Raw genomic sequence first — 21,871 nt, 5'->3', positions numbered from 1 at the left:
CGCTTCATCCTAGTGAGCCAAGGCTCACATCCGGCACTGTGTGGACAGGTGGCCGAGTGGTTAAAGGCAGCAGACTGTAAATCTGCCCGCGCAAGCGTACGCTGGTTCGAATCCAGCCCTGTCCACCACCCGCCATCTCTTGCTTCAGCGCTCCCTCAGCAAGTCTCGCAACGTAAGTCGCGAACCAGCGTTTCGTGCGCAACACGGACACGCTGGGGCGGAACGGAGCGAAGCAGAGACGGCCAGAGCGAAGCGGCGGCCAATCCAGCCCTGTCCACCACCGCCGCTCCGCAAATCATTTCAGCCGGCGCGCAAAACGTCAGGCAGCGCAGGCCGCCTTGGCTCGTGCGCGGGCGCGGTGAAGGACGGGTTCGGTGTAGCCGGATGGCTGCTGCGCGCCTGTAATGATCAACTCGCGTGCAGCGGCAACTGCTATGCTCGTGCGCATGTTGGGAGCCATTGGTGTGTAGGCGGGATCGGCTGCATTCTGGCCGTCGACCTTGGCCGCCATTTCGTGAAGCGCCTCATCGATCATTAGGCGATCGACAATGCCGTGCTCAAGCCAATTGGCGATGTGCTGGCTGGAGATACGCAGGGTCGCACGGTCTTCCATCAGTCCGACATCGTGAATGTCCGGAACTTTGGAGCAGCCGACGCCCTGATCGATCCAGCGCACCATATAGCCGAGGATGCCCTGCACGTTGTTGCGCAATTCTTCGGCGATGTCCTCGTCAGACCAATTCGTATCTTCGGCGAGTGGCACGGTCAGCAGCTTGCCGAGCGGTACCACGGTTTCATCCGCGCGCTTACGCTGGCGTTCTGAGACATCGCAAGCGTGATAATGCGTTGCGTGAAGCACGGCCGCCGTGGGTGAGGGGACCCAGGCAGTGCTGGCTCCGCTCGCAGGGTGGCCCGACTTTTCGTTGAGCATTTGCTGCATCCGGTCAGGTGCGGCCCACATGCCTTTGCCGATCTGCGCCCGCCCGGCAAAACCGCAGGCAAGGCCGATCTGCACATTGCGATCTTCATAGGCCGCGATCCATTCGGCCTGTTTGATCTCCGCCTTGCGCGCCATCGGGCCGGCCAGCATCGAAGTGTGGATCTCATCGCCCGTGCGATCGAGGAAGCCCGTATTAATGAAGAAGATGCGATCCTTCACCGCGTGGATGCAGGCGGCGAGATTGGCACTGGTGCGGCGTTCCTCATCCATGACGCCAACTTTTACGGTGTTGCGCGCAAGGCCGAGCATGTCTTCGACCGCGTCGAACAGGTCATTTGTGAAGGCGCATTCCTCAGGCCCGTGCATCTTGGGTTTGACCACATAGATGCTGCCCGCAGCGGAGCTTTGCAGCGGACCGAGCGCTTTTAGATCGTGCAGGCCGATTAGCGTTGTGATGGCCGCATCGAGAATGCCTTCGGGGATTTCGGATCCATCGGCAAGCAACACCGCTGGTGTGGTCATCAGATGTCCGACATTGCGGACAAGCAAAAGACTACGCGTCCGAAGGTCCCGAGCGTTGCCCTCCATATCGGTGTAGCTGCGATCCGCGGCCGGTTTGCGCAGCACCGTCTCACCGCCTTTGGTAAAGCGTGCGCGCAGATTACCAGTCATCGCACCGAGCCAGTTGCGATACGCTGCGACCTTGTCCTCCGCATCGACAGCTGCGACCGAATCTTCAAGATCGACGATGGTGGACAGCGCGGCTTCGAGGCGAATGTCGGCGATGCCAGCCTGGTCTGTTTTGCCGATGGGGTGTTCTGTGTCGATCACCACTTCGATATGCAGGCCATTGTTGCGCAGAATCAGATTATCCCCTGCCGTCCCGCGCAGTTGGTCTGGATTGGCGAGGGTGGGCACGCCGCCCGTCCACTCGGCCCAGGATCCCTCGGCCAGCGGCACTGAGTCATCGAGAAAAGCCTTGGCCCGCGCGATAACCTGCGCGCCGCGATCGGTGTCGTATTGACCCGCCGGAGGCGTGGAGCCGTCCAGCGCATCCGTGCCGTAAAAAGCGTCATACAGACTGCCCCAGCGCGCATTGATCGCATTCAGCAGAAAGCGGGCATTGAGCACTGGCACCACCAATTGTGGGCCTGCGATGGTCGCGATTTCTGCGTCCACATTGCTGGTGCCGATCGTGAATGGCTCCGGCTCGGGCACCAGATAGCCAATCTCGCTCAGGAAGCTTTCGGGCGCACCGCGATCCGCTTTGGGATTGTCGCGATGCCAAACGTTTACTGCGTCCTGCAGCCGCGCACGGGTGAGCAAAAGCTCGCGATTGCGCGGTGCATATTCCGCTGCGATGGCAGCAAGGCCCTGCCAGAATGCTTCGGTGTCGACACCAGTGCCGGGCAGCACTTCGTCTTCGACAAATACCGCGAGCTCCTCTGCAACCCTGAGGTCAGCGCGAAGGGTGTACCCCTCCGCGCTGTCTTCGGAGTGCTCGGGCCGATCCATTTCTGCCAGGGCCTCATTGCTCATCGTGCGAAACGTCCCAGCCGGTGGTGCAGGTTCACAAGCTTGCGTGTCTCTGCATTGTCTTCACCATTTCGAATGGCGACGGCGAGAGCGTTACGGATCAGTCCGAAATCCTCGGTGGAGAATACGGGGCGGGCCATTGTCGGTTGTGCCATCTTTCAGTCTCCTCAAAATCGATTGCACTATTGGGGGGTCGTTCGCGGCGCGGATTTACGCCGCGAACTGGTTTGCCGCAGCGACTAGGCTGCAAATTGGTTCATGGTGTTGTCCTTACCGCCTGCTTTCAGGGCAGCTTCGCCGGCGAAGGCTTCCTTGTGGTCATCGCCGATGTCCGATCCGGCCATGTTCTGATGCTTCACGCAGGCGATGCCCTGGCGGATTTCCTCGCGCTGGACCTGCTTCACGTAGCCGAGCATGCCTTCTTCGCCGAAGTAGCGCTTCGCGAGGTTGTCCGTGCTCAGCGCGGCCGTGTGATAGGTCGGCAGCGTGATCAGGTGGTGGAAGATGCCAGCTTCACGAGCCGCATCGGCCTGGAAAGTGCGAATGCGTTCGTCGGCTTCCTTCGCCAGTTCGCTGTCGTCATAGTGCTGGCTCATCAGGCTGGTGCGATCGAAATCGGTCAGGTCGCGGCCTTCTTCTTCCCACTTGTCATAGACTTGCTGGCGGAAGTTGAGCGTCCAGTTGAAGCTGGGCGAATTGTTGTAGACGAGCTTGGCATTCGGAATAACCTCGCGAATGCGGCTCACCATTCCGCCGATCTGGCCGATATGCGGCTTCTCGGTTTCGATCCACAGCAGGTCAGCTCCGTTCTGCAGCGCAGTGATGCAGTCGAGCACGCAGCGGTCCTCGCCGGTGCCGGCGCGGAACTGGTAAAGGTTGGAGGGCAAGCGCTTCGGGCGGAGGAGCTTGCCCTCGCGGCTGATCAGTACCTCTCCATTGCCGATCGCCGCAATGTCGACCTCTTCGCAATCGAGAAAGGCGTTGTATTGGTCGCCAAGGTCACCCGGCTCCTTCGTATAGGCGATCTGCTTCGTCAGGCCTGCACCGAGCGAGTCGGTACGGGCCACGATGATACCATCGGGAACGCCGAGTTCGAGGAAGGCGTAACGGATCGCGCGGATCTTCTGCAAGAAGTCCTCATGCGGAACGGTGACCTTGCCGTCCTGATGGCCACACTGCTTTTCGTCCGAAACCTGGTTCTCGATTTGGAGGGCGCATGCGCCCGCTTCGATCATCTTCTTGGCGAGCAGGTATGTCGCCTCGGCATTGCCGAAACCGGCATCGATATCTGCGATGATCGGCACGACATGCGTCTGGTGGTTGTCGATCGCCTGCTGGGCGCGGGCGGCGGCTTCTTCGTCACCAGCTTCGCGCGCTGCATCCAGATCGCGGAACAGGCCGCCCAGCTCACGGGCATCGGCCTGGCGCAGGAAAGTGTAAAGCTCTTCGATCAGCGCGGGAACGCTGGTCTTTTCGTGCATGGACTGATCGGGCAGGGGGCCGAATTCGCTGCGGAGAGCGGCCACCATCCAGCCCGACAGATACAGGTACTTGCCCTTCGTCGTGCCGAAATGCTTCTTGATGCTGATCATTTTCTGCTGGCCGATGAAACCATGCCAGCAGCCGAGCGACTGGGTGTAAGCCGCCGGATCATTGTCATAGGCTTCCATGTCTTCGCGCATGATCTTTGCTGTGTATCGAGAAATGTCGAGGCCGCTCTGGAAGCGGTTCTGGACACGCAGGCGAGCGGCGAATTCAGGATCGATAGCTTCCCAGTTCTGGCCGCTCTTTTGCTTGATGCCGGATTGGCGGTGAATTTCTGCAAAGTAAGTCATGTTGGCTCCATCCAAAGCGCGTGTTCGTGATGAAGCGGGTTTCGCAGGTGCGGATGGGTAAGTCGCGCCATTCGGTGTAACGTTGTCAAACTTTACAAGAAATGCTTGTAAGGCTGTAAAGGTGAGTAGGTTACGGAGGAAACCATGGCAGGCAAGGCGCTGTATCTGGGGCCACGATTGAAGAAGCTGCGGCGTGATCTCGGCCTGACGCAGGCGATCATGGCGACCGATCTGGATATTTCGCCAAGTTATATCGCTCTGATGGAGCGCAACCAGCGCCCCGTCACCGCCGAAATGCTGCTCAAGCTTGCCACTACTTATCGTATCGATGTGGGTGAGCTGGCGGATGAGGATGCGGATGAGACCGCCAAGCGCTTGCAGGGCGTTTTGAAAGATCCGATCTTCGCCGACATTGCAATCGAGCCGCTCGACATCGAGGATATCGCGACAAGCTATCCGGGCATGGCAGAGGCACTGCTGCGCCTGCATACCGCTTTTGGTGAAGAACAGCTCGCACTGGCGGAGCGGCAGGAAGGCAGCGCGGGGGCGACCAACGAAAGTAGCGATGCACCAAGCCGCACCGATCCCGTGGGGGAGGCGCGCGCGTTTCTGGCGGCGCGGCGCAATTGCTTCCCCGAACTGGATGACACAGCTGCACAGGCTGCGCGCGCGCTCGATTCCTACGAGGCGATGCGCGATCACCTCGCGCAGCAGCATGGGCTTGAGTTGCGGCTGACCGATGATGGCCTGTTGCGAGGCGCGTTGCGCTGGCACGATTACCACCGCCGCCGCGTTTACATTGCCGAGCGGCTCGATCACACGGCGCGGCGCTTTCAGGCGGCCCTGCAGATCGCCATCCTTGAACAGGAAGCGCCGATTACGGAGCTGGTGGCGGATAGTCGCCTCGCCAGCGATGACGGGAAGCGGCTGGTGCGTCGCGCGCTGCAATCCTATTGGGCGGCGGCTCTGCTGATGCCATATCGCGTCTTCAAACGCGCCGCTGAAGATCTTCGCTATGATGTAGAGGCGCTCGGCTCGCGCTTCACCGTCAGTTTCGAGCAGGTTGCGCATCGGCTTACGACTTTGCAGCGGCCCGGCGATGAAGGCGTGCCGTTCTTCTTTCTGCGCGTGGACCGGGCGGGCAATGTCTCCAAACGGCTGGACGGGGCGGGGTTCCCTTTCGCGCGGCATGGCGGAGGTTGCCCCCTGTGGAATGTCCACCGCGTGTTTGACCGTCCCGCAGAAGTAGACGCGCAGCTGATCGAATTGCCCGACGGCGAACGCTACGTCTCGATTGCTCGCATGGTGCGGGGTGGGGGCGGCAGCTTTGGCGCTAGCAGCGTCAATCGCGCCGTCGCGATCACCTGTTCGGCCAATCATCTCGGTAAGCTCGTCTATAGCGACGCGCTGCACGATGCGGAGCCGACCCCGATCGGCGTTGCCTGCCGCATGTGTCATCGCCCGCACTGTGTCGCGCGTTCTGCGCCGCCAATGGGCCGGGAAATCGTGCCCTCGCGCTTTCGCGAAAGCGGCGTTCCCTTCGATTTCTCGGTAGACTAAGCGTGGCGGCCTAATCCACGGCAGCGAGATGTATCGGGTTGTGAGGCCCTGCGCTTGCCCCTAGAATGCAGCGCATGGCTGGTGAATTGAAAGACAATCGCGGTCGCGGTGAGGCGGAATGGGGCCTACCTGCGATCCACCCCGAAGGGCGCAAATATGGCGTCATTGCGGTCGGCATCTCGCTGATCTTCCTGTTCCTTCTCGACTGGGAAATCATTGGTTGGCCACTGCTCTTGCTCTCGGCTGGCGTATTCGCGTTTTTTCGCGATCCCGAACGCGTTGTGCCGCAAGATGATAAGGGCATCATTTCCCCGGCAGACGGGCTTGTGACGCTTATTGCGCAAGTGCCACCGCCCAAGGAACTGCAAGGCAGCGATAGCGACGGCGCGGAAGGGTTGGGCGCGGAATCGGTTACCCGCATCTCCATCTTCATGTCGGTGTTCGACGTGCACATCAATCGCGCGCCGATTGCGGGCACGATCCGGCGTATTGTTTACGTGCCCGGCACTTTTATGAATGCCGATCTCGACAAGGCGAGCGAGGATAATGAGCGCCAGCACATGCTGATCGAGCAGGCTGACGGTACGCGCATCGGTTTTACGCAGATTGCAGGCCTGATTGCGCGCCGGATCGTGCCCTTCGTAAAGCCGGGTGACATTGTCGCTGCCGGCCAGCGTATCGGCCTTATCCGCTTTGGCAGCCGTGTGGATGTTTACCTGCCGGCGGGCACCGATCCAAAGGTGCTGCTTGGTCAGCGCGTGGTGGCGGGCGAAACTATCCTTGCAGAAATCGGGACCCAAGCTCTGCTGGAAGGCGTTAGCCAGTAATGGATACCCCAAAAAACGATTACGAAGAAGACGATACCGCGCCTCCGGGCCCTGCGTGGCTGGGCCCCAAAGCGAGCGAGCATGAGCATGTGACCCGGTCGCGAGGCGGCAAGGGCCTTTCCATGCGCGCAGTGCTGCCCAATGCAATTACGGCCGCTGCGCTGTGCTCGGGCCTCACGAGCATCCTGTTCGCTGTTGGTGGCCAGTGGGACCGCGCGGTTTTCGCCATGATCATCGCCGGTATTCTCGATATGATGGATGGCCGCGTGGCGCGCCTGTTGAAAGCGCAATCACGCTTCGGCGCAGAGCTGGACAGCCTTTCCGATTCGGCGAGCTTTGGCATTGCGCCCGCGCTAGTGCTCTATCTCTGGTCCTTAGTTGAAATGCCGCGCTTTGGCTGGCTGGCGGCGCTCGCCTACGCGATTTGCTGCGCCCTGCGCCTGGCGCGCTTCAATGCGCAGATCGATGTGGATGACCAGCCGCACAAATCGGCGGGCTTCCTTACCGGTGTTCCTGCACCGATGGGCGCGGGCTTTGCTTTTATGCCGATCTATCTCTGGCTGGCGACCGACGAGCCGATCTACCGCGATCCGCTGCTGGTCGGTCCGTGGCTCATGTTTGTCGCGCTGATGATGGTGTCCAATGTCGCGACGCCGAGCTGGAAGTCGCTGCGCCCCTCGGGCAGCATGAAACTCGCGGTCATCGCGCTTGCCGGTCTGCTGGTTGGGGCCTTGTTGATCGAGACGTGGTGGACGCTGGTTGCAATCGGCGTTGTCTATCTCGCGCTCATCGCCTGGGCGATCATGGCCTATGGCAAGGTAAAGCGCGCACGCCGTGCAAAATCGGCGCCTAGGCCGGACACGCCAGCGCCCGAGCGAAAGCCTCTTGCGGTTGACGAAGTGGAACGGTCACTGTCTGCGGAGCGCGATCAATCGTAGCAAGCTCTGCGCGGATCATCCGAAACTGACGCAGGGCAGCGCGAATGGAGGCATGACACGACGCAAGCGACACTGCGGCCACCAGGCCGAAGAAAAGCGAAATTGCGATTGCGAGTGTCATATCCGTAATTCCTCGTAGTGCTGCCAAAGCGCCAAAATGGGACATTTGTTCCCGTTTCCCGCTTTGATGCAGCATTTGTTCCACCTCTGTTCCGCCCCGTCAAGCATTTTGTTCCGCTTGTGTTCTCATTGTGCGCGGCGCACAAGATTTGGTGGCTCGCAGGGCAGATAGTGCTGGATTTTGCGCCAAGGCATCGCTAAATGCGCGCCCGTCGATGCGGAAACCGGCGAATCAACGCGTGGTGTTCCAAATCGGCAAATTCACATGGAAGGCATACATACCGGTGCCATCCGCGGCTGACTGAAGCCGAGGACGGTTCCCCGCTTTCCAGAGGAACAACCGGAAAGGAATTTACCTATGGCGGCTCCTACCGTCACCATGCAGCAATTGATCGAGGCCGGCGCACATTTCGGCCACCAGACCCACCGCTGGAACCCGCGGATGAAGCCGTATATCTTCGGCGACCGCAACGGCGTTCACATCATTGACCTGTCGCAGACCGTGCCGATGTTTGCGCGCGCTCTCGATTTCGTGCAGCAGACGGCCCGCGCAGGCGGCAAGGTCCTGTTCGTCGGCACCAAGCGCCAGGCGCAGGAGCCGATCGCTCAGGCAGCGCGTTCGTGCGGCCAGCACTTCGTTAACCACCGCTGGCTGGGCGGCATGCTCACCAACTGGAAGACGATCTCGGGCTCGATCCGCGAACTCAAGTCGCTGGAAGAAACGCTTTCGGGCGACACCAGCCTTCTCACCAAGAAGGAAGTCCTGCAGCTGACCCGCAAGAAGGACAAGCTGGAGCTTTCGCTCGGCGGCATCCGCGACATGGGCGGCGTTCCGGACGTGATGTTCGTGATTGACGCCAATAAGGAAGATCTCGCGATCAAGGAAGCCAACGTGCTTGGCATCCCTGTCGTCGCCGTGCTGGACACCAATGTCGATCCGGAAGGCATCGCTTTCCCGATCCCCGGCAATGACGATGCTTCGCGCGCTGTCCGCCTGTATTGCGATGCGATCGCTCAGGCTGCGATGAGCGGCAAGGGCGAAGGCGTTGTGGACTCGGGTGCCGATATCGGTGCCATGGACACGCCGCCGGCAGAAGCCGCTGCTGAAGAAGCGCCGAAGGCAGACGCCTGATCGCGTGAGCGGCACCGTCGCTCATACGTCAAAATTTGCGATTACGGCGCCGTCCCACGCTGCTCTTTCAGCATCGGGACGGCGCCCTTAATTCCATAAGAAGGATCAAAACCATGGCTGCATTTTCCGCATCCGACGTGAAAGCCCTGCGCGAGAAGACCGGCGCGGGCATGATGGACGCCAAGAAGGCGCTTGAAGAAGCAAACGGCGACATCGAAGCCGCAGTTGACGCACTGCGCGCCAAGGGCCTCGCCACCGCTCAGAAGAAGTCGAGCCGGACCGCTGCAGAAGGCCTCGTCGGCGTTGCCGTTGAAGGCACCAAGGGCGTTGCCGTCGAAGTGAACTCGGAAACCGATTTCGTCGCCAAGAACGACAAGTTTCAGGATTTCGTCCGCAAGACCACCGAAGCGGCGCTCAACGTGGACGGTGACGATGTCGAAGCGCTGAAGGCTGCTTCGTACCCCGATGGCGGTACGGTTGCTGACAAGCTGACCGACAATGTCGCGACCATCGGTGAGAACCAGCAGGTCCGCCGCATGAAGACCGTTTCGGTCGAGAACGGCGTCGTCGTGCCCTATATGCACAATGCTGCCGCTCCGAACCTCGGTAAGATCGGCGTACTTGTTGCGCTGGAATCGACTGCTGACGCAGCCGTTCTCGAAGGCCTTGGCAAGCAGCTCGCCATGCACATCGCAGCTGCTTTCCCGGAAGCCCTGACCGCAGACGGTCTCGACGCCGCCACGATCGAGCGCGAGCGCAAGATCGCTGCGGAAAAGGCTGCCGAAAGCGGCAAGCCTGCCGAAGTGCAGGAAAAGATGGTTGAAGGCGCGGTGAAGAAATTCGCCAAGGAGAAAGCGCTGCTCAGCCAGGTGTTCGTGATGGACAACAAGACGCCCATCGCAGACGTCGTTGCCAAGGCTGGCAAGGACGCCGGCACCGAAATCGTGCTGAAGGACTATGTCCGCTACCAGCTCGGCGAAGGCATCGAAAAGGAAGAAAGCGATTTCGCCGCAGAAGTGGCCGCTGCCGTCGGCAACTGATCGCTTACTCGAACAGATCGTAAGGGCCGCCGGGGTTTGCGCTCCGGCGGCCTTTTTTATTGGCCGGACAATTCAATCAGCCAAACCTCCGGCTTCGTGCCGAAACGGATCGGCAGTAGGCTCGTCCCCAGTCCGGCGCCGACGATTACGGTCCGCCCGCCTTCGATAGTCTCACCGCAAGCGTAGCGATCGCCATATTCGGAGAGGTAGGAGACCGGCCCCACGATCGGCAGGCTGATCTGGCCGCAATGGGTGTGACCGGCAAGAACGAGCGAAATGTTGGCCGGCACCTGCGGCGATACGTCGGGGCTGTGCGTCAGGATGAGCCGACCGCCGCGCAGACCTTCCATCTGCTGGAGCACGGCAGAAAGATCGTCCCGCCGCGTATAGGCGTCATCCACGCCGCCGATTGTCAGCGGGCCGACTTGCGCAGCTTCGTTCTGCAAAATGTGAATGCCGTGGCGGGAGAGGGCGGATTGCAGTCCCTCCCAATCGAACCAGTGATCGTGATTGCCGGGCACGACGACCACTCCCAACGGCGCGGTCAATGCGCCGAGCGGGGCGACGATTTCCTCTGCCGTGTAGATGTGCGTCGCGATCCGCTTCTCGCTTACCAGATCGCCGGCGATTAGCACGATGTCGGGGTTGAGCGCGTTGATCTGCGCGACGATGCGAGCAAGTCGTTCTGGCGGCATATCGGGCCCGGCGACGTGGATGTCCGAGAGCAGGGCGACAGTGATCGGGGGGGACTCGATTGGATATCCAGTCAACGATACTTCCGTCCGCAAGACATCTGGATCGGCCATTGTATCGCTCCACGCCTTTACTCCGAGTGCGATTGCAATCACGACAAGGGCGAGCAGGATCACTTTCCAGCGGCAGAGCAGGGCTGAGAGCAGCTTTGACATTGGCGGATGCTGGCGCGGCAGTGCCTGGCGCACAAGTGCACAAGGCAAAACCATCGTGGAACACTTGGCTTCGCCGCGCACTCACTCTAAAGCCGCGCAAACGCCCGATTGAGAGGACATTCCGAAACATGCTGCTACCCGACACCAAGCGCATCCTGCTGAAGCTTTCGGGTGAGGTGTTGATGGGGGAGCAGGAGTTCGGGATCGATCCCTCTTACGTCATGCGTCTTGCTGAAGAGGTGAAGGCGGCGAAGGAGACGGGTCTCCAAATCTGCCTTGTTATCGGTGGCGGCAATATTTTCCGCGGAATGGCGGGTGCAGCGCAGGGCATGGACCGTGCGCAGGCCGACTACATGGGCATGCTCGCCACAGTGATGAACGCGCTGGCGATGCAGAGCGCGCTTGAGCAGCTCGGCGTCGATACGCGTGTGCAGAGCGCCATCCAGATGGACCAGGTGTGCGAGCCGGTGATCCGTCGCCGGGCAGAGCGTCACCTCGAAAAGGGCCGCATCGTGATTTTTGCCGCCGGTGTTGGCGCTCCCTATTTCACGACTGATTCCGGCGCTGCCCTCCGCGCGGCGGAAATGCGCTGCGATGCGCTGCTGAAGGGAACTAGCGTGGACGGGATCTATGACAGCGATCCCAAGCGCAACCCCGATGCGACCCGTTTCGATACCGTCAGCTATGATCAGGTGCTGGCGAGCAATCTTAAAGTTATGGATGCCTCCGCTGTGGCATTGTGCCGCGACAACAATATCCCCATCGTGGTCTTCTCGATCCGCGAGCGGGGCAATGTTGCGCGCGTGCTGGCGGGTGAAGGCGTGCAGACCATTGTGAAAGAGGATCAGTAAGCGATGAAATACGACAAGAGCGACATTGAGCGCCGCATGGATGGCGCCGTCGAGAGCCTAAAGGGTGATCTTTCGGGCCTGCGCACCGGCCGCGCGAACACCGCGCTGCTCGATCCGGTCGTGGCCGAAGTGTACGGCGCAATGATGCCGCTGAGCCAGATCGCCACCGTCTCCGCCCCGGAGCCGCGCATGCTCAGCGTGCAGGTGTGGGACAAGTCGAATGTCAGCGCGGTAGAAAAGGGTATTTCCAAAGCCAATCTCGGCCTCAACCCGATGACCGATGGGCAGACTATCCGCCTCCCCATGCCGGACCTCAATGAAGAGCGCCGCAAGGAATTAGCCAAGCTCGCAGGCGAATATGGCGAGAAAGCCAAAGTCGCCATTCGCAATGTCCGCCGTGACGGCATGGAGGCGCTGAAGGAAGACGAGAAGAAGAAAGAAATCTCGGAAGACGACCGCAAGCGGATGGAAGACGAGGTTCAGAAAGCTACCGATGCTCACGTCTCGGAAGTGGATACCGCCGTCGAGAAAAAGGTTCAGGAAATCTTGACGCAATAAGCGCCGGAACCTGTCACCCGTGCCCAAAGAAAACTACCCCCGCCATGTCGCCATCATCATGGACGGCAATGGCCGATGGGCGAAGAAGCGCGGCCTGCCGCGTGCGCTCGGCCACAAGGCGGGCGGTGATGCGGTCAAGCGGGCCGTGCAGGCGGCTGAAACGCTGGGGCTGGAATGCTTGACGCTTTACGCGTTCTCATCCGAGAACTGGAAGCGTGAGGAAGAGGAAATCTCTGACCTGATGAACCTGATGCGCAGGTTTATCGAAGCCAACCTCAAGGACATGATTGAGCGCCGTGTACGGCTGAAGATCATTGGCGATTACAAGGCTTTCGCGCCCGATATTGTCGCCAAGCTTGAAGACGCGCTGGAGCGGACGAAGGACGGCGACCGGACACTCGCAGTGGCGCTGAATTATGGCGCACAGCAGGAAATCGCCCGCGCAGCGCGGCTGGCTGCTGAAGAGGGCTCAATCGACCCTGAAAGCATTTCAAAGCATCTCTACACCGCCGATTTGCCGCCTCTCGACCTGCTGATCCGCACCAGTGGTGAAGTTCGCCTGTCCAATTTCCTGCTGTGGCAATCAGCCTATGCGGAAATGCTGTTCATGGACCTGCTCTGGCCCGATTTCGACGAGGACTGTCTGCGCGATGCCTGCGAGACTTTTGCGACACGGGAGCGCCGCTATGGAGGGCGATAAGCTGACACCCCCTGAGCGCAAACGCGACCGGGTGAAACGTTACGCCAAAAAAGTCATGGCCGTGCCGTTTGCGGTTCGGACAGGCGATCTACCCAAACGCGCGGCGAGCGCGCTGGTCATGGTAGCGATTGCGGGCACAGCGTTGTGGCTGGGCGGTATCTGGTGGAGCACTTTTTGCGGCGCGGTTGCGGTTATCGGCATTTGGGAATTGCTGCGCATTTCCCGGCGCCTTAAAATCGACGGCTGGAAACAGGGCGCGATCTTCCTGATCGGCACTTTCTACATTGCGGCCGCCGGCTATTGCCTGGCCAATTTGCCTTATGAAGTGGTGCTGGGCGTCGTTGCGATTGTGATCGCGACCGATACCGGCGCCTATTTCTCTGGCCGGGCCATCGGTGGCCCCAAGATTGCCCCGCGCATTAGCCCATCGAAAACATGGGCGGGCCTCGCTGGCGGAGCCACTGCGGCGGCGCTGGTCTCTTTCGGCTTTTTCTATAGCAACGTCGGAGAGCGAGCCTTCTCGCTGATTGGCTTGGCTGCGCTTGGGATTGGTGCGGGGCTCGCTGTCGTCGCGCAGGCGGGCGACTTTCTGGAAAGCGGAATGAAGCGCAAGGCGGCAGTAAAGGATTCGTCCAACCTTATTCCGGGACATGGCGGCGTGCTCGATCGTGTGGACGGCCTGCTGCCGGTTGCCATTGTCGCGGCACTTTTGTGGTATAATGTGCATCCGTCATGACCCGCAGCATTTCCATTTTCGGGGCGACCGGCTCCATCGGCGATTCCACTCTCGACCTGATCCGCGGTGACCGGGACAATTGGAATGTCGTCGCGCTGAGCGCCAATTGCTCGGCAGAAAAGCTGGCGAAGCTGGCGATGGAATTCGACGCTGAGATCGCGGTTGTCGGCGACGAAAGCTGCCTTGGCGAACTGCGCGAGCACCTGTCCGGCACCTCCGTCGAAACTGCTGGCGGCACGCAGGCGCTGGTCGAAGCCGCGCGCCGTCCGGCGGACCTGACAGTCGCGGCGATTGTCGGCTGCGCAGGCCTCGCGCCTACCATGGCCAGCATCGAGCAGGGCAACACCGTCGCGCTCGCCAACAAGGAAGCGCTCGTCTCGGCGGGTGATGTCATGACGGCCAAGGTCGCCGAGCACGGCACAACGCTGCTGCCCGTCGACTCCGAGCACAATGCGATTTTCCAATGCCTGCAGGGCAATGACATTAAAGACGTGCGCTGGATCACGTTGACCGCGAGTGGCGGCCCTCTGCGCACCAAAAGCCTCGCAGAACTGGACGCTGTGACCCCCGCGCAGGCCATCGCGCACCCCAATTGGGACATGGGCGCGAAGATCAGCGTCGACAGTGCGACAATGTTCAACAAGGGGCTCGAATTCATCGAGGCGCATCACTTGTTTCCCGTCGGTCTCGACCGGCTGCGTATCATCGTCCACCCGCAGAGCGTCATCCACTCCATGGTCGAATACCGCGACGGCTCGACTCTCGCGCAACTCGGGCCGAGCGACATGCGGGTGCCAATCGCATCAGCCCTCGCGCATCCAAAGCGGATGGACACACAGTGCAAGCCGCTCGACCTGGCGGCCGTTGGCGAGCTGACCTTCTTTGCGCCCGATGAAGAGCGTTTTCCTTCGACCAAACTTGCACGCGAAGCGGTCTATGCAGGGGGCGGGGCGCCCGCTGTCCTGAATGCGGCGAATGAAGTCGCGGTGGCGGCTTTCCTTGACGGTCAGATCAGGTTCACCCAAATTTCGGCAATAGTGGCCAGAACTCTCGAAATGTACGCGCCCGAAGCGCCGAAGGATCTCGATGCCGTTCTGGCTGTCGATGCCGAAGCGCGGATGCGTGCGAAAGACGTGATGGAGCTAGCCTGAGTTGGAAATTACCTCGTTGCCATGGTGGATGTATGCTGTCGGCTTCCTGCTGATGCTGGGGCCATTGGTGGTGGTGCATGAGCTGGGCCACTATCTTGTCGGCCGCTATTTCGGTGTAGGGGCAGATGCATTTTCGGTCGGGTTCGGCAAGGAACTGGCGGGCTATACCGATAGGCGCGGCACGCGCTGGAAGCTGTCCGCCCTGCCATTCGGTGGCTATGTGCAATTTCGCGGCGACATGAATCCGGCGAGCATTCCCGATCCGGATAATCCGCCGCCATCCGATGCGTTTCAGACCAAGCCGCTGTGGCAGAAATCGCTGATCGTAGCGGCTGGCCCGGTGACCAATATCCTCGTCGCCATCGCCATTTTTGCAGCTTTCTTCATGGCCTTCGGTAAGCCGCTTGCCGCCGATCCGTCTCAGGAAAACTACATCGCTGCGATCTCTGAAGATTCGGGCGCCGAGGCTGCCGGGCTGGAAGTGGGCGATCGCATAATCGCGATCGATGGCGAAGAGTTAGCTGATTTTCGCGATCTGCAGCGCACCGTTATGCTCTATCCCAGCCGCACATGGGATATCACCATCGAGCGCGATGGCGGTGAGGTTATTCTGCCCGTCACCTCCCAGCCGTTCGAAATCACGGACGAGTTCGGCAACACCTCGATAATAGGGCGGTTGGGCGTGGAAACGCGGCCAACCGAGCGGACTTTCGAGGATGTCGGCATCATCCAATCCGTCGGTCTCGCCACCGCTGAGACCTGGGATATGTTCGAGCTCATCATCCTTGGTATCAAGCAGATTATCGTTGGTGATCGCTCGGTGGATGAGCTTGGCGGACCGATCACGATTGCCAAGGTTTCGGGAGAACGTCTCAGCCTTGGATGGCTGGAATTCGTCAGCTTCGCCGCCCTGATCTCAATTAACTTGGCATTCATTAACCTCCTGCCAATCCCCGCACTCGACGGTGGGCATCTGGCGTTTTACGCGGTCGAGGCAATCCGCCGTCGTCCAGCCAGTGCCCGCAGTCAGGAGCTAGCGTTTCGCGCCGGTGTCGCCGTTGTTCTGGCGCTGATGGTGTTTGTGACGTTGTTAGATGTCGCCAAATTGCCGCTCTTCGGCAGCTAGGCGGGGAAAGGGTGACAGTTTCAGCTTGAAATCCCGGATGGTCGCTTGATTGCCAAGCTGGCATGGGGCAAGGGCGCACTTCGCGCTATTGACCCTAGAGAGACGACCGGGTTTTGGCCCACATGGGGGTTGGGCTGTAAGGGCTGATCTTCAGGGCGCTGTTGTCGATTAGAGTGGACGGATAATGGGTTCCAAAACACGGACAATTACTGCATCGCATTATGCAACGGCTCTGCTGGGCTGCACCATGCTTGCCGGGCTGCCGATGGCCGCCGCCGCACAGGACACTGAGGTGCCTCAGCAGGACGCGGCGCAGCAGGAGCAGGATGCGGAAGCGCAGCCTACTCCCGCACCCGCTCCGCAGGCCCAGGCACAGATCATCCGGCAGATTTCGGTATCGGGCGCCCAGCGTCTCGAGCCGGAAACGATTGTCAGCTATATTCAGCTGCGCCCCGGCAGCGAGTATACGGCTGCTGCTGCTGACCAGGCGCTGATCAGCCTGGCCGAGACAGAACTGTTTGCCGATTACGCCATCGATTTTAATCCCTCCACCGGAGTGATGGTGATCAACGTGGTCGAGAACCCGATCATCAACCGGATCATCCTGGAAGGGAACAACCGCGTCGATGCAGAAGAAATTCTGCCTGAAATCAATCTTTCGCCGCGCCAGATCTTTACCCGCAGCCGAGTGCGCGCAGACGTTGCCCGCATTATCGAGCTGTATAAGCGCCAAGGCCGCTTTGCCGCGACCGTAGAGCCGCAAATGGTCATGCTCGACCAGAACCGCGTAGACGTGATTTTCGAGATTTCCGAAGGTCCGCGTTCGAAGGTTCGCCAGATCAACATTATTGGCAACGAGGTTTTCTCCGACGGAGAGCTGCGCGGTGCCATGGTGACGCGGGAAGACAGCCTGCTGGCCTTCCTCAGCTCCAATACCAGCTACGATCCCGATCGTATGGCGTATGACCAGCAGCTGCTGCGCGAATTCTACCTGACCGAAGGTTATCCCGATTTCCGCATCGTGTCGGCCGTTGCCGAGCTGACGCCGGATCGCCGTGACTTCATCATCACCTATGTCGTGGAAGAGGGTGAGCGGTTCCGTTGGGGCGACGTCGAGGTTGTCAGCCAGCTGCGCGATTTCTCCAGCGAAGCGCTAACGTCGCAGCTGACCATCGAATCGGGCGATTGGTTCAATTCGAGCCAGATCGAAGATGTCGAGGAAGGTCTTTCGGAAACGGCCGGTGCCTTTGGCTATGCCTTTGCCAATGTCGACGCGCGCGTGGTCCGCAATGCGGAAGATCGCACAATGGATGTGACGTTCACCGTGGCCGATGCGCCGCGCGTTTACATCGAAGCGGTCGAAATCAACGGTAATACGCTCACGCAGGACAAGGTAATCCGCCGCGAATTCCGTATTGCGGAAGGCGACGTTTTCAGCAGCTTGCAGGTGCGCCGTTCCACCGCGCGCATCAACTCGTTGGGCTATTTTCAGGAAAACTTCGAAGTCGAACAGGTTGAAGGCTCTTCGCCCGATCGCATCATCCTGCAGGCAAACGTGCAGGAAGAGCCGACGGGTGAGCTTTCACTTTCAGCCGGCTTCTCCAGCCTCGAAAGCTTTATCTTTAGCGGCTCGATCCGCCAGAACAACTTCCGCGGTCGCGGCCAGTCGGTCGGCCTGTCGGTCAATTATTCGCGCTTCTCGCAAAGTGCCAATATCAGTTTCACCGAACCCAAAGTGTTCGATCGCGACATCGCGCTCGGCTTCGATATCTACCGCCAGGATTTCAACAACGGCTTCTTCGACCGTGACCAGGCAACCTATGAGCAGACGACGACGGGCTTTGGCCTTCGTGTCGGCGTGCCGCTGACCGAATATATCAGCCTGCTTGGCCGCTACACGCTGAATTATCAGGAAATCACGTTGGATGAACGGCAGTTCTTCCGCGATTTCGATGGCGATGGCGTTGCCCAGTGTGAGCCGTTGGTGGCGGGCCGCTATCTTTGCGACGCGCTGGGTGATCGCCTGCAGTCGATCCTTGGTGTCTCTTTCAATTATAACACACTGAACAGCCGCCTGCGCCCGACGCGTGGCACCAACGCCAGTCTCTCGCTCGATTTTGCAGGGCTGGGCGGCGATACGCAATATGCCCGCGCCCGTGTGAACGCAGCACGATATTGGAACCTTGGCAGCGGGTTTATCGGTTCGCTGTCGCTCGAAGGTGGTTACATCTATGGTTGGGGTGATGAAGGCGTCCTGCTGAATGAGCGCTTTTTCCTTGGCGAAGGGCAGATCCGCGGCTTCGACATTCGCGGTGTAGGGCCGCGCGTCGTGCGTCGTTTCTTCAGTCAGGATGAAGACGGCAATCTCGTTCCAAATCCGATCGATGATGAGCGCAACCAGGACGATGCGCTGGGTGGCAATGCCTATTACCTTGCTCGCGCGGAAATCGAAATTCCGCTTGGTTCGGGCGCGCGGGAGCTCGGCCTGCGACCCTCCGTCTTCATCGATGTCGGCTCGGTGTTCGATGTCGAAACACCGCAATTGACGCAAAGCCCCGCACCCAACGGGCTGTTCATCCCGCAATTGCAAGATGGCCTGCCGACCTTCGCGCAGGCTCAGCGTGATGCTGCGGGTAATCCGCTGCTCAATGATGCCGGCCAGCCGCTGCCGCCGCTGGTAGTCACGTCGCCCATCGCTCCGGATGGCTCGCAAAACGCGCCGATCGGCACGCAATTGCCGCCATTCATCGAAGAATTCGTCGGTAACTCGGCGACCCCGCGTATTTCCGTGGGTGTGGGCGTTAACTGGAATTCGCCCTTCGGCCCGTTCCGGGTCGACCTCGCCACGACGCTGCTCGATCAGCGAGGCGATGAAACCAAACTCTTTACGTTCAATGTAGGAACACAATTCTGATGAAAACTCTTTTCAAGCGCGCGCTCGGCGCCGCTCTTCTCGCCGGTGCCGTGGCTGCACCGCATACCGCCGCTGCACAGGTCAACGGCATCGCAACTGTCGATCTGGCAGGCGCGGTAACGAGCTCGCAGGCCCTGCAGAATGGCTATCAGCAGATCGCCACGCAGTATGAAACGCAGCGCACCACGATCCAGCAGCGCCAGCAGCAGCGCCAGCAGCTGATCCTGACATTCGACACGAACGGCAACGGCCAGCTAGACGAAGCCGAAGCTCCTGCAACGCAGGATCCGAACAATGCGACTGTGCAGCAGATCCAGGCGATCGATCAGGAAGTTGCTACGCTGCAGCGCCCGATCAACCTGGCCCGCGTTTTCGTGGTGCAGCAGGTCGCCCAGCAATATGCCGCGTCGGTTCAGCAGGTTATGTCCGAACGCAACATCCAATTGGTTCTCGAACCGGCTGCAGTGGCTTTTGGTGACGCAGATGTGACCTCTGCCGTTGTGGAAGCGCTGAATGCGCGTGTTCCGGCTGTGAACATCATTCCGCCTGCCGATTACCAGCCGAGCGATGCGGCAGTGCAGCTGTTCCAGCAGGTTCAGCAATTGCTGACGCTCGCGATCCTGCAGCAGCAGCAGGCCGCCGCGCAGCAGACCCCTGCTCCGGCAGCTGAAAGCGGTCGCTAAAACAGGATACGGGGCAGGGCCATGAGCGAAACATACGACATTACGCGCGTGCTCAAGGCTCTGCCTCACCGCTATCCCATGCTTCTCGTCGACCGGGTCGAGGAGATCGTGAAGGGAGAGCGGATCAGCGCCATCAAGGCGGTGAGTTTCAACGAGGATTTCTTCCAGGGTCACTTTCCGGGGCGGCCGATCATGCCGGGCGTGCTGCAGATCGAGGCGTTGGCGCAGGCCGCGGGCATCCTCGGCATCGAGACCATGGACCTCGCCGATAGCGGCAAGCTCGTCTATTTCATGGCGATCGAGAACGCGAAGTTTCGCGCGCCCGTAGAGCCGGGATGCCTGCTCAAGCTCGACGTGGCCTTCACCCAGCAGCGCAGCAAGATCTGCAAATTCGAAGGCAAGGCAAGCGTCGACGGCAAAGTGACGTGTGAAGTCAACTTCACCGCGATGATCGCCGATCCGCCTAATTGATTGTTACGCTCGCCCATCCGGGCGAGCATCCTCGGTGCTATTCGCTCCGGCGGGACTGCGTTCCGCCTGCGCGGCATCTGTGGGCTTCGCGGTTGCTCGCTTTAGCTGACCTTTGGCCAGCGAGCCCAGCACTTCAATCAATTGGCGTTGCGGAGCACGGGCGACTAGCCCGCAAGGCCGAACGGCCGCCCGCAGCGGGCGCAGCTTGTCTGCGCATCTAGCGAGGACGAACCCGCGGAGGCGGGTTCGCAAAAGAGGGATTGCAAAATCCTCGCTACCACTCTATCCGCGCGCTTTCTCCGAACATTGCACGACCGGTCGGAACCGGTTTCACGCACAAAAGGATTTTGCCATGAAGGCCGATACGCATCCCGACTACCACATGATCAACGTCAAAATGACGGATGGCACCGAATTCCAGACCCGCAGCACGTGGGGCAAGGAAGGCGACACCATGAACCTCGAAATCGATCCGACCAGCCACCCGGCATGGACGGGCGGTCCGCAGCGCATTCAGGACGGTGGCCGTGTTGCCAAGTTCAACCAGCGTTTCGGCGGCATCAAGCTGGGCGGCAAGAAAGCCGACTAAGCCCGCGCTCTTCGCGACATTCAAAGGGGCGGTCCTGCTGGACCGCCCTTTTTGATTCAACTTTCGATGTGTTTCAGCGTCAGCACGCCGATATACTCATACTGACCGGTATCGGCAGGATGGTTCTGCCCGTCGAAAACTGGAACCTCCGGTAGCTCGTAAATCGAAACATCATCGATACAGGCATAGCTGACCGCGACGTTCTCAGGCTCGGAGCGCAGCTCCTGCAGAACATGGATGCCGCATTGCGAACAGAAGTGGTGCTTCGCCACGCCCGATCCGAAGGTGTAGGTGGATAACGCGTCTTCGCCCTGCGTCACTTCAACATCTCTTTTGGGCACGTCGAGCATCACAATGCCCTTCATCGCGCAGATCGAGCAATTGCAGCGGCGGATCAGCGGCTCATCCGGCATTGCGAAGGCAAACCGCACCGCTCCGCAATGGCAGCCGCCTGTCGTCCGCTTACTCATTCCCAGGCCCTCTCGCGATACCATTTGGTGATCACATATTTCACGCCTTTGCGCACTTTCATGCCGTGGTGGAGTGTGGCGGGATTGAGTGAGCCGTCTTCGCGGTGATTGTCCCAGCACACCAGCTTGCCGATTTCTGGCTGGAACATCTTTTTCAGCACTTTGAACCGCGTCGCGCCGCCAGCTTCCACATCATTGAGATAGATCATGAATGTCCACGTGCGATTGCCTGCGACCGAGCAAAAACGTTCGAAGTCAGCGCCGTTGGGCTCGAAGAAATCCGTATGCGCCTTGAATTCCTGCCCCACATCGTATCGCTGGCCCTGAACCGGCTCGCCATGCGCCGGATCAATGCCGTTAAGCTTGAAAAGCCGCGCTTCGAGATCCCGCACGGCTGGCTCGCTCGCTTCGAGATCGCAGGTTTCGCTCGTGCGGAAGTAATTATCGCCATTGGCATCGGCGATGGTAGAGGGGCGGCGATCCTTGTCGATCAGGCGGACAAGTTCCGCGCACAGGTCCGGCGGTAATAAATTCGGGCAGTGCAGCACGATCGCGCGCGGCGATGGTACACGGCGCACGCCCTTGTGCTGCAAGAGGTATTCGGGGCTGGTTGCGCCCGGATTCGCGGCGAGACTCGACATGGCTCCGGCATAGAGCGAGAGGCGCTCAGCGAAAAGGCCCACGAAATAATCTTGCGTGTCTGGCCCCGATGCACACTTTTTGCTTTGCATGAAAAGCAAGTTGTGCAATTGGCTCGCCCCCGCGTTGATAGCCGCTTGACCGGCC

The 21,871-nt window shown here is 60.2% G+C and carries 21 protein-coding genes and 1 tRNA gene; 16 read left to right on the top strand and 6 right to left on the bottom strand.

The window, feature by feature from the left end; genetic code table 11:
• Window positions 1-42: 42 nt before the first annotated feature.
• A tRNA-Tyr gene (locus tag I5L03_RS10025) sits at window positions 43-128 on the top strand.
• Between the two features lie 191 nt (window positions 129-319).
• On the opposite strand, the gene I5L03_RS10020 is transcribed toward I5L03_RS10025, so the two are convergent.
• From I5L03_RS10020 to I5L03_RS10010, 3 genes are all read right to left on the bottom strand, one after another.
• Window positions 320-2,455, bottom strand: coding sequence for a malate synthase G (locus I5L03_RS10020; protein WP_197921897.1), 2,136 nt, complete (start codon window positions 2,453-2,455; stop codon window positions 320-322).
• Window positions 2,456-2,475: 20 nt separating this feature from the next.
• Window positions 2,476-2,631 carry a hypothetical protein gene (locus I5L03_RS10015; protein WP_197921645.1) on the bottom strand — a complete coding sequence of 52 codons (156 nt, stop codon included), beginning with the start codon at window positions 2,629-2,631 and terminating at the stop codon, window positions 2,476-2,478.
• 84 nt (window positions 2,632-2,715) lie between these two features.
• Window positions 2,716-4,311, bottom strand: a complete 1,596-nt coding sequence (locus tag I5L03_RS10010) for an isocitrate lyase (protein WP_197921644.1) — start codon at window positions 4,309-4,311, stop codon at window positions 2,716-2,718.
• A gap of 144 nt (window positions 4,312-4,455) precedes the next feature.
• Between I5L03_RS10010 and I5L03_RS10005 the strand changes: the two genes are divergently transcribed.
• From I5L03_RS10005 to tsf, 5 genes are all read left to right on the top strand, one after another.
• Entirely contained in the window at window positions 4,456-5,871 is a 1,416-nt protein-coding gene (locus I5L03_RS10005; RefSeq protein WP_197921643.1) for a helix-turn-helix domain-containing protein, read from the top strand.
• Window positions 5,872-5,945: 74 nt separating this feature from the next.
• Window positions 5,946-6,698 (top strand): phosphatidylserine decarboxylase, encoded by a 753-nt coding sequence (locus I5L03_RS10000; protein ID WP_197921896.1) that lies wholly within the window; start codon window positions 5,946-5,948, stop codon window positions 6,696-6,698.
• Window positions 6,698-7,636, top strand: coding sequence for a CDP-alcohol phosphatidyltransferase family protein (locus I5L03_RS09995; RefSeq protein ID WP_197921642.1), 939 nt, complete (start codon window positions 6,698-6,700; stop codon window positions 7,634-7,636). The genes I5L03_RS10000 and I5L03_RS09995 overlap by 1 nt, the downstream gene beginning before the upstream one ends.
• A 478-nt stretch (window positions 7,637-8,114) precedes the next feature.
• Complete coding sequence (rpsB, locus tag I5L03_RS09990; protein WP_197921641.1) at window positions 8,115-8,888, top strand: 30S ribosomal protein S2; 774 nt, start codon at window positions 8,115-8,117, stop codon at window positions 8,886-8,888.
• Between the two features lie 113 nt (window positions 8,889-9,001).
• The gene (gene tsf / locus I5L03_RS09985; protein ID WP_197921640.1) at window positions 9,002-9,928 is read left to right on the top strand and encodes a translation elongation factor Ts; all 927 of its coding nucleotides are present in this window, start codon (window positions 9,002-9,004) and stop codon (window positions 9,926-9,928) included.
• 56 nt (window positions 9,929-9,984) lie between these two features.
• Here the strand turns inward: tsf and I5L03_RS09980 are convergent, their stop codons facing one another.
• Complete coding sequence (locus I5L03_RS09980; RefSeq protein WP_197921639.1) at window positions 9,985-10,836, bottom strand: metallophosphoesterase; 852 nt, start codon at window positions 10,834-10,836, stop codon at window positions 9,985-9,987.
• A 128-nt stretch (window positions 10,837-10,964) separates the two neighbouring features.
• Between I5L03_RS09980 and pyrH the strand changes: the two genes are divergently transcribed.
• From pyrH to rpmE, 10 genes are all read left to right on the top strand, one after another.
• Window positions 10,965-11,687, top strand: a complete 723-nt coding sequence (gene pyrH / locus I5L03_RS09975) for a UMP kinase (protein ID WP_197921638.1) — start codon at window positions 10,965-10,967, stop codon at window positions 11,685-11,687.
• A gap of 3 nt (window positions 11,688-11,690) precedes the next feature.
• Window positions 11,691-12,245, top strand: a complete 555-nt coding sequence (frr, locus tag I5L03_RS09970; protein ID WP_197921637.1) for a ribosome recycling factor — start codon at window positions 11,691-11,693, stop codon at window positions 12,243-12,245.
• A 58-nt stretch (window positions 12,246-12,303) separates the two neighbouring features.
• Window positions 12,304-12,945 (top strand): polyprenyl diphosphate synthase, encoded by a 642-nt coding sequence (gene uppS, locus I5L03_RS09965; RefSeq protein ID WP_199803269.1) that lies wholly within the window; start codon window positions 12,304-12,306, stop codon window positions 12,943-12,945.
• Complete coding sequence (locus I5L03_RS09960) at window positions 12,932-13,681, top strand: phosphatidate cytidylyltransferase (protein WP_234035196.1); 750 nt, start codon at window positions 12,932-12,934, stop codon at window positions 13,679-13,681. Before uppS ends, I5L03_RS09960 begins: the two co-directional genes overlap by 14 nt.
• Window positions 13,678-14,832 carry a 1-deoxy-D-xylulose-5-phosphate reductoisomerase gene (locus I5L03_RS09955; protein ID WP_197921635.1) on the top strand — a complete coding sequence of 385 codons (1,155 nt, stop codon included), beginning with the start codon at window positions 13,678-13,680 and terminating at the stop codon, window positions 14,830-14,832. Before I5L03_RS09960 ends, I5L03_RS09955 begins: the two co-directional genes overlap by 4 nt.
• Before the next feature lies 1 nt (window position 14,833).
• Entirely contained in the window at window positions 14,834-15,958 is a 1,125-nt protein-coding gene (gene rseP, locus I5L03_RS09950) for an RIP metalloprotease RseP (RefSeq protein ID WP_325100159.1), read from the top strand.
• 184 nt (window positions 15,959-16,142) lie between these two features.
• A complete protein-coding gene (gene bamA / locus I5L03_RS09945; protein ID WP_197921634.1) occupies window positions 16,143-18,872 on the top strand; it encodes an outer membrane protein assembly factor BamA in 2,730 nt (909 codons plus the stop codon).
• The gene (locus tag I5L03_RS09940) at window positions 18,872-19,555 is read left to right on the top strand and encodes an OmpH family outer membrane protein (RefSeq protein WP_197921633.1); all 684 of its coding nucleotides are present in this window, start codon (window positions 18,872-18,874) and stop codon (window positions 19,553-19,555) included. Before bamA ends, I5L03_RS09940 begins: the two co-directional genes overlap by 1 nt.
• 21 nt (window positions 19,556-19,576) lie before the next feature.
• Window positions 19,577-20,026 (top strand): 3-hydroxyacyl-ACP dehydratase FabZ, encoded by a 450-nt coding sequence (gene fabZ / locus I5L03_RS09935; protein WP_197921632.1) that lies wholly within the window; start codon window positions 19,577-19,579, stop codon window positions 20,024-20,026.
• 352 nt (window positions 20,027-20,378) lie between these two features.
• Entirely contained in the window at window positions 20,379-20,615 is a 237-nt protein-coding gene (rpmE, locus tag I5L03_RS09930) for a 50S ribosomal protein L31 (RefSeq protein ID WP_197921631.1), read from the top strand.
• 56 nt (window positions 20,616-20,671) lie between these two features.
• On the opposite strand, the gene I5L03_RS09925 is transcribed toward rpmE, so the two are convergent.
• Both I5L03_RS09925 and I5L03_RS09920 read right to left on the bottom strand, forming a co-directional pair.
• Window positions 20,672-21,085, bottom strand: coding sequence for a GFA family protein (locus I5L03_RS09925; protein WP_197921630.1), 414 nt, complete (start codon window positions 21,083-21,085; stop codon window positions 20,672-20,674).
• On the bottom strand, window positions 21,082-21,726 hold the full coding sequence (locus tag I5L03_RS09920) for a prolyl hydroxylase family protein (protein WP_197921893.1): 645 nt from the start codon (window positions 21,724-21,726) through the stop codon (window positions 21,082-21,084). The genes I5L03_RS09925 and I5L03_RS09920 overlap by 4 nt, the downstream gene beginning before the upstream one ends.
• Window positions 21,727-21,871 lie beyond the last annotated feature (145 nt).

The sequence above is a fragment of the Aurantiacibacter sediminis genome (genome assembly GCF_016019885.1).
Taxonomy (GTDB): domain Bacteria; phylum Pseudomonadota; class Alphaproteobacteria; order Sphingomonadales; family Sphingomonadaceae; genus Alteraurantiacibacter; species Alteraurantiacibacter sediminis.
Note: the sequence above shows the minus strand (reverse complement) of the source record. Positions and strands in the feature narration are given on the sequence as shown.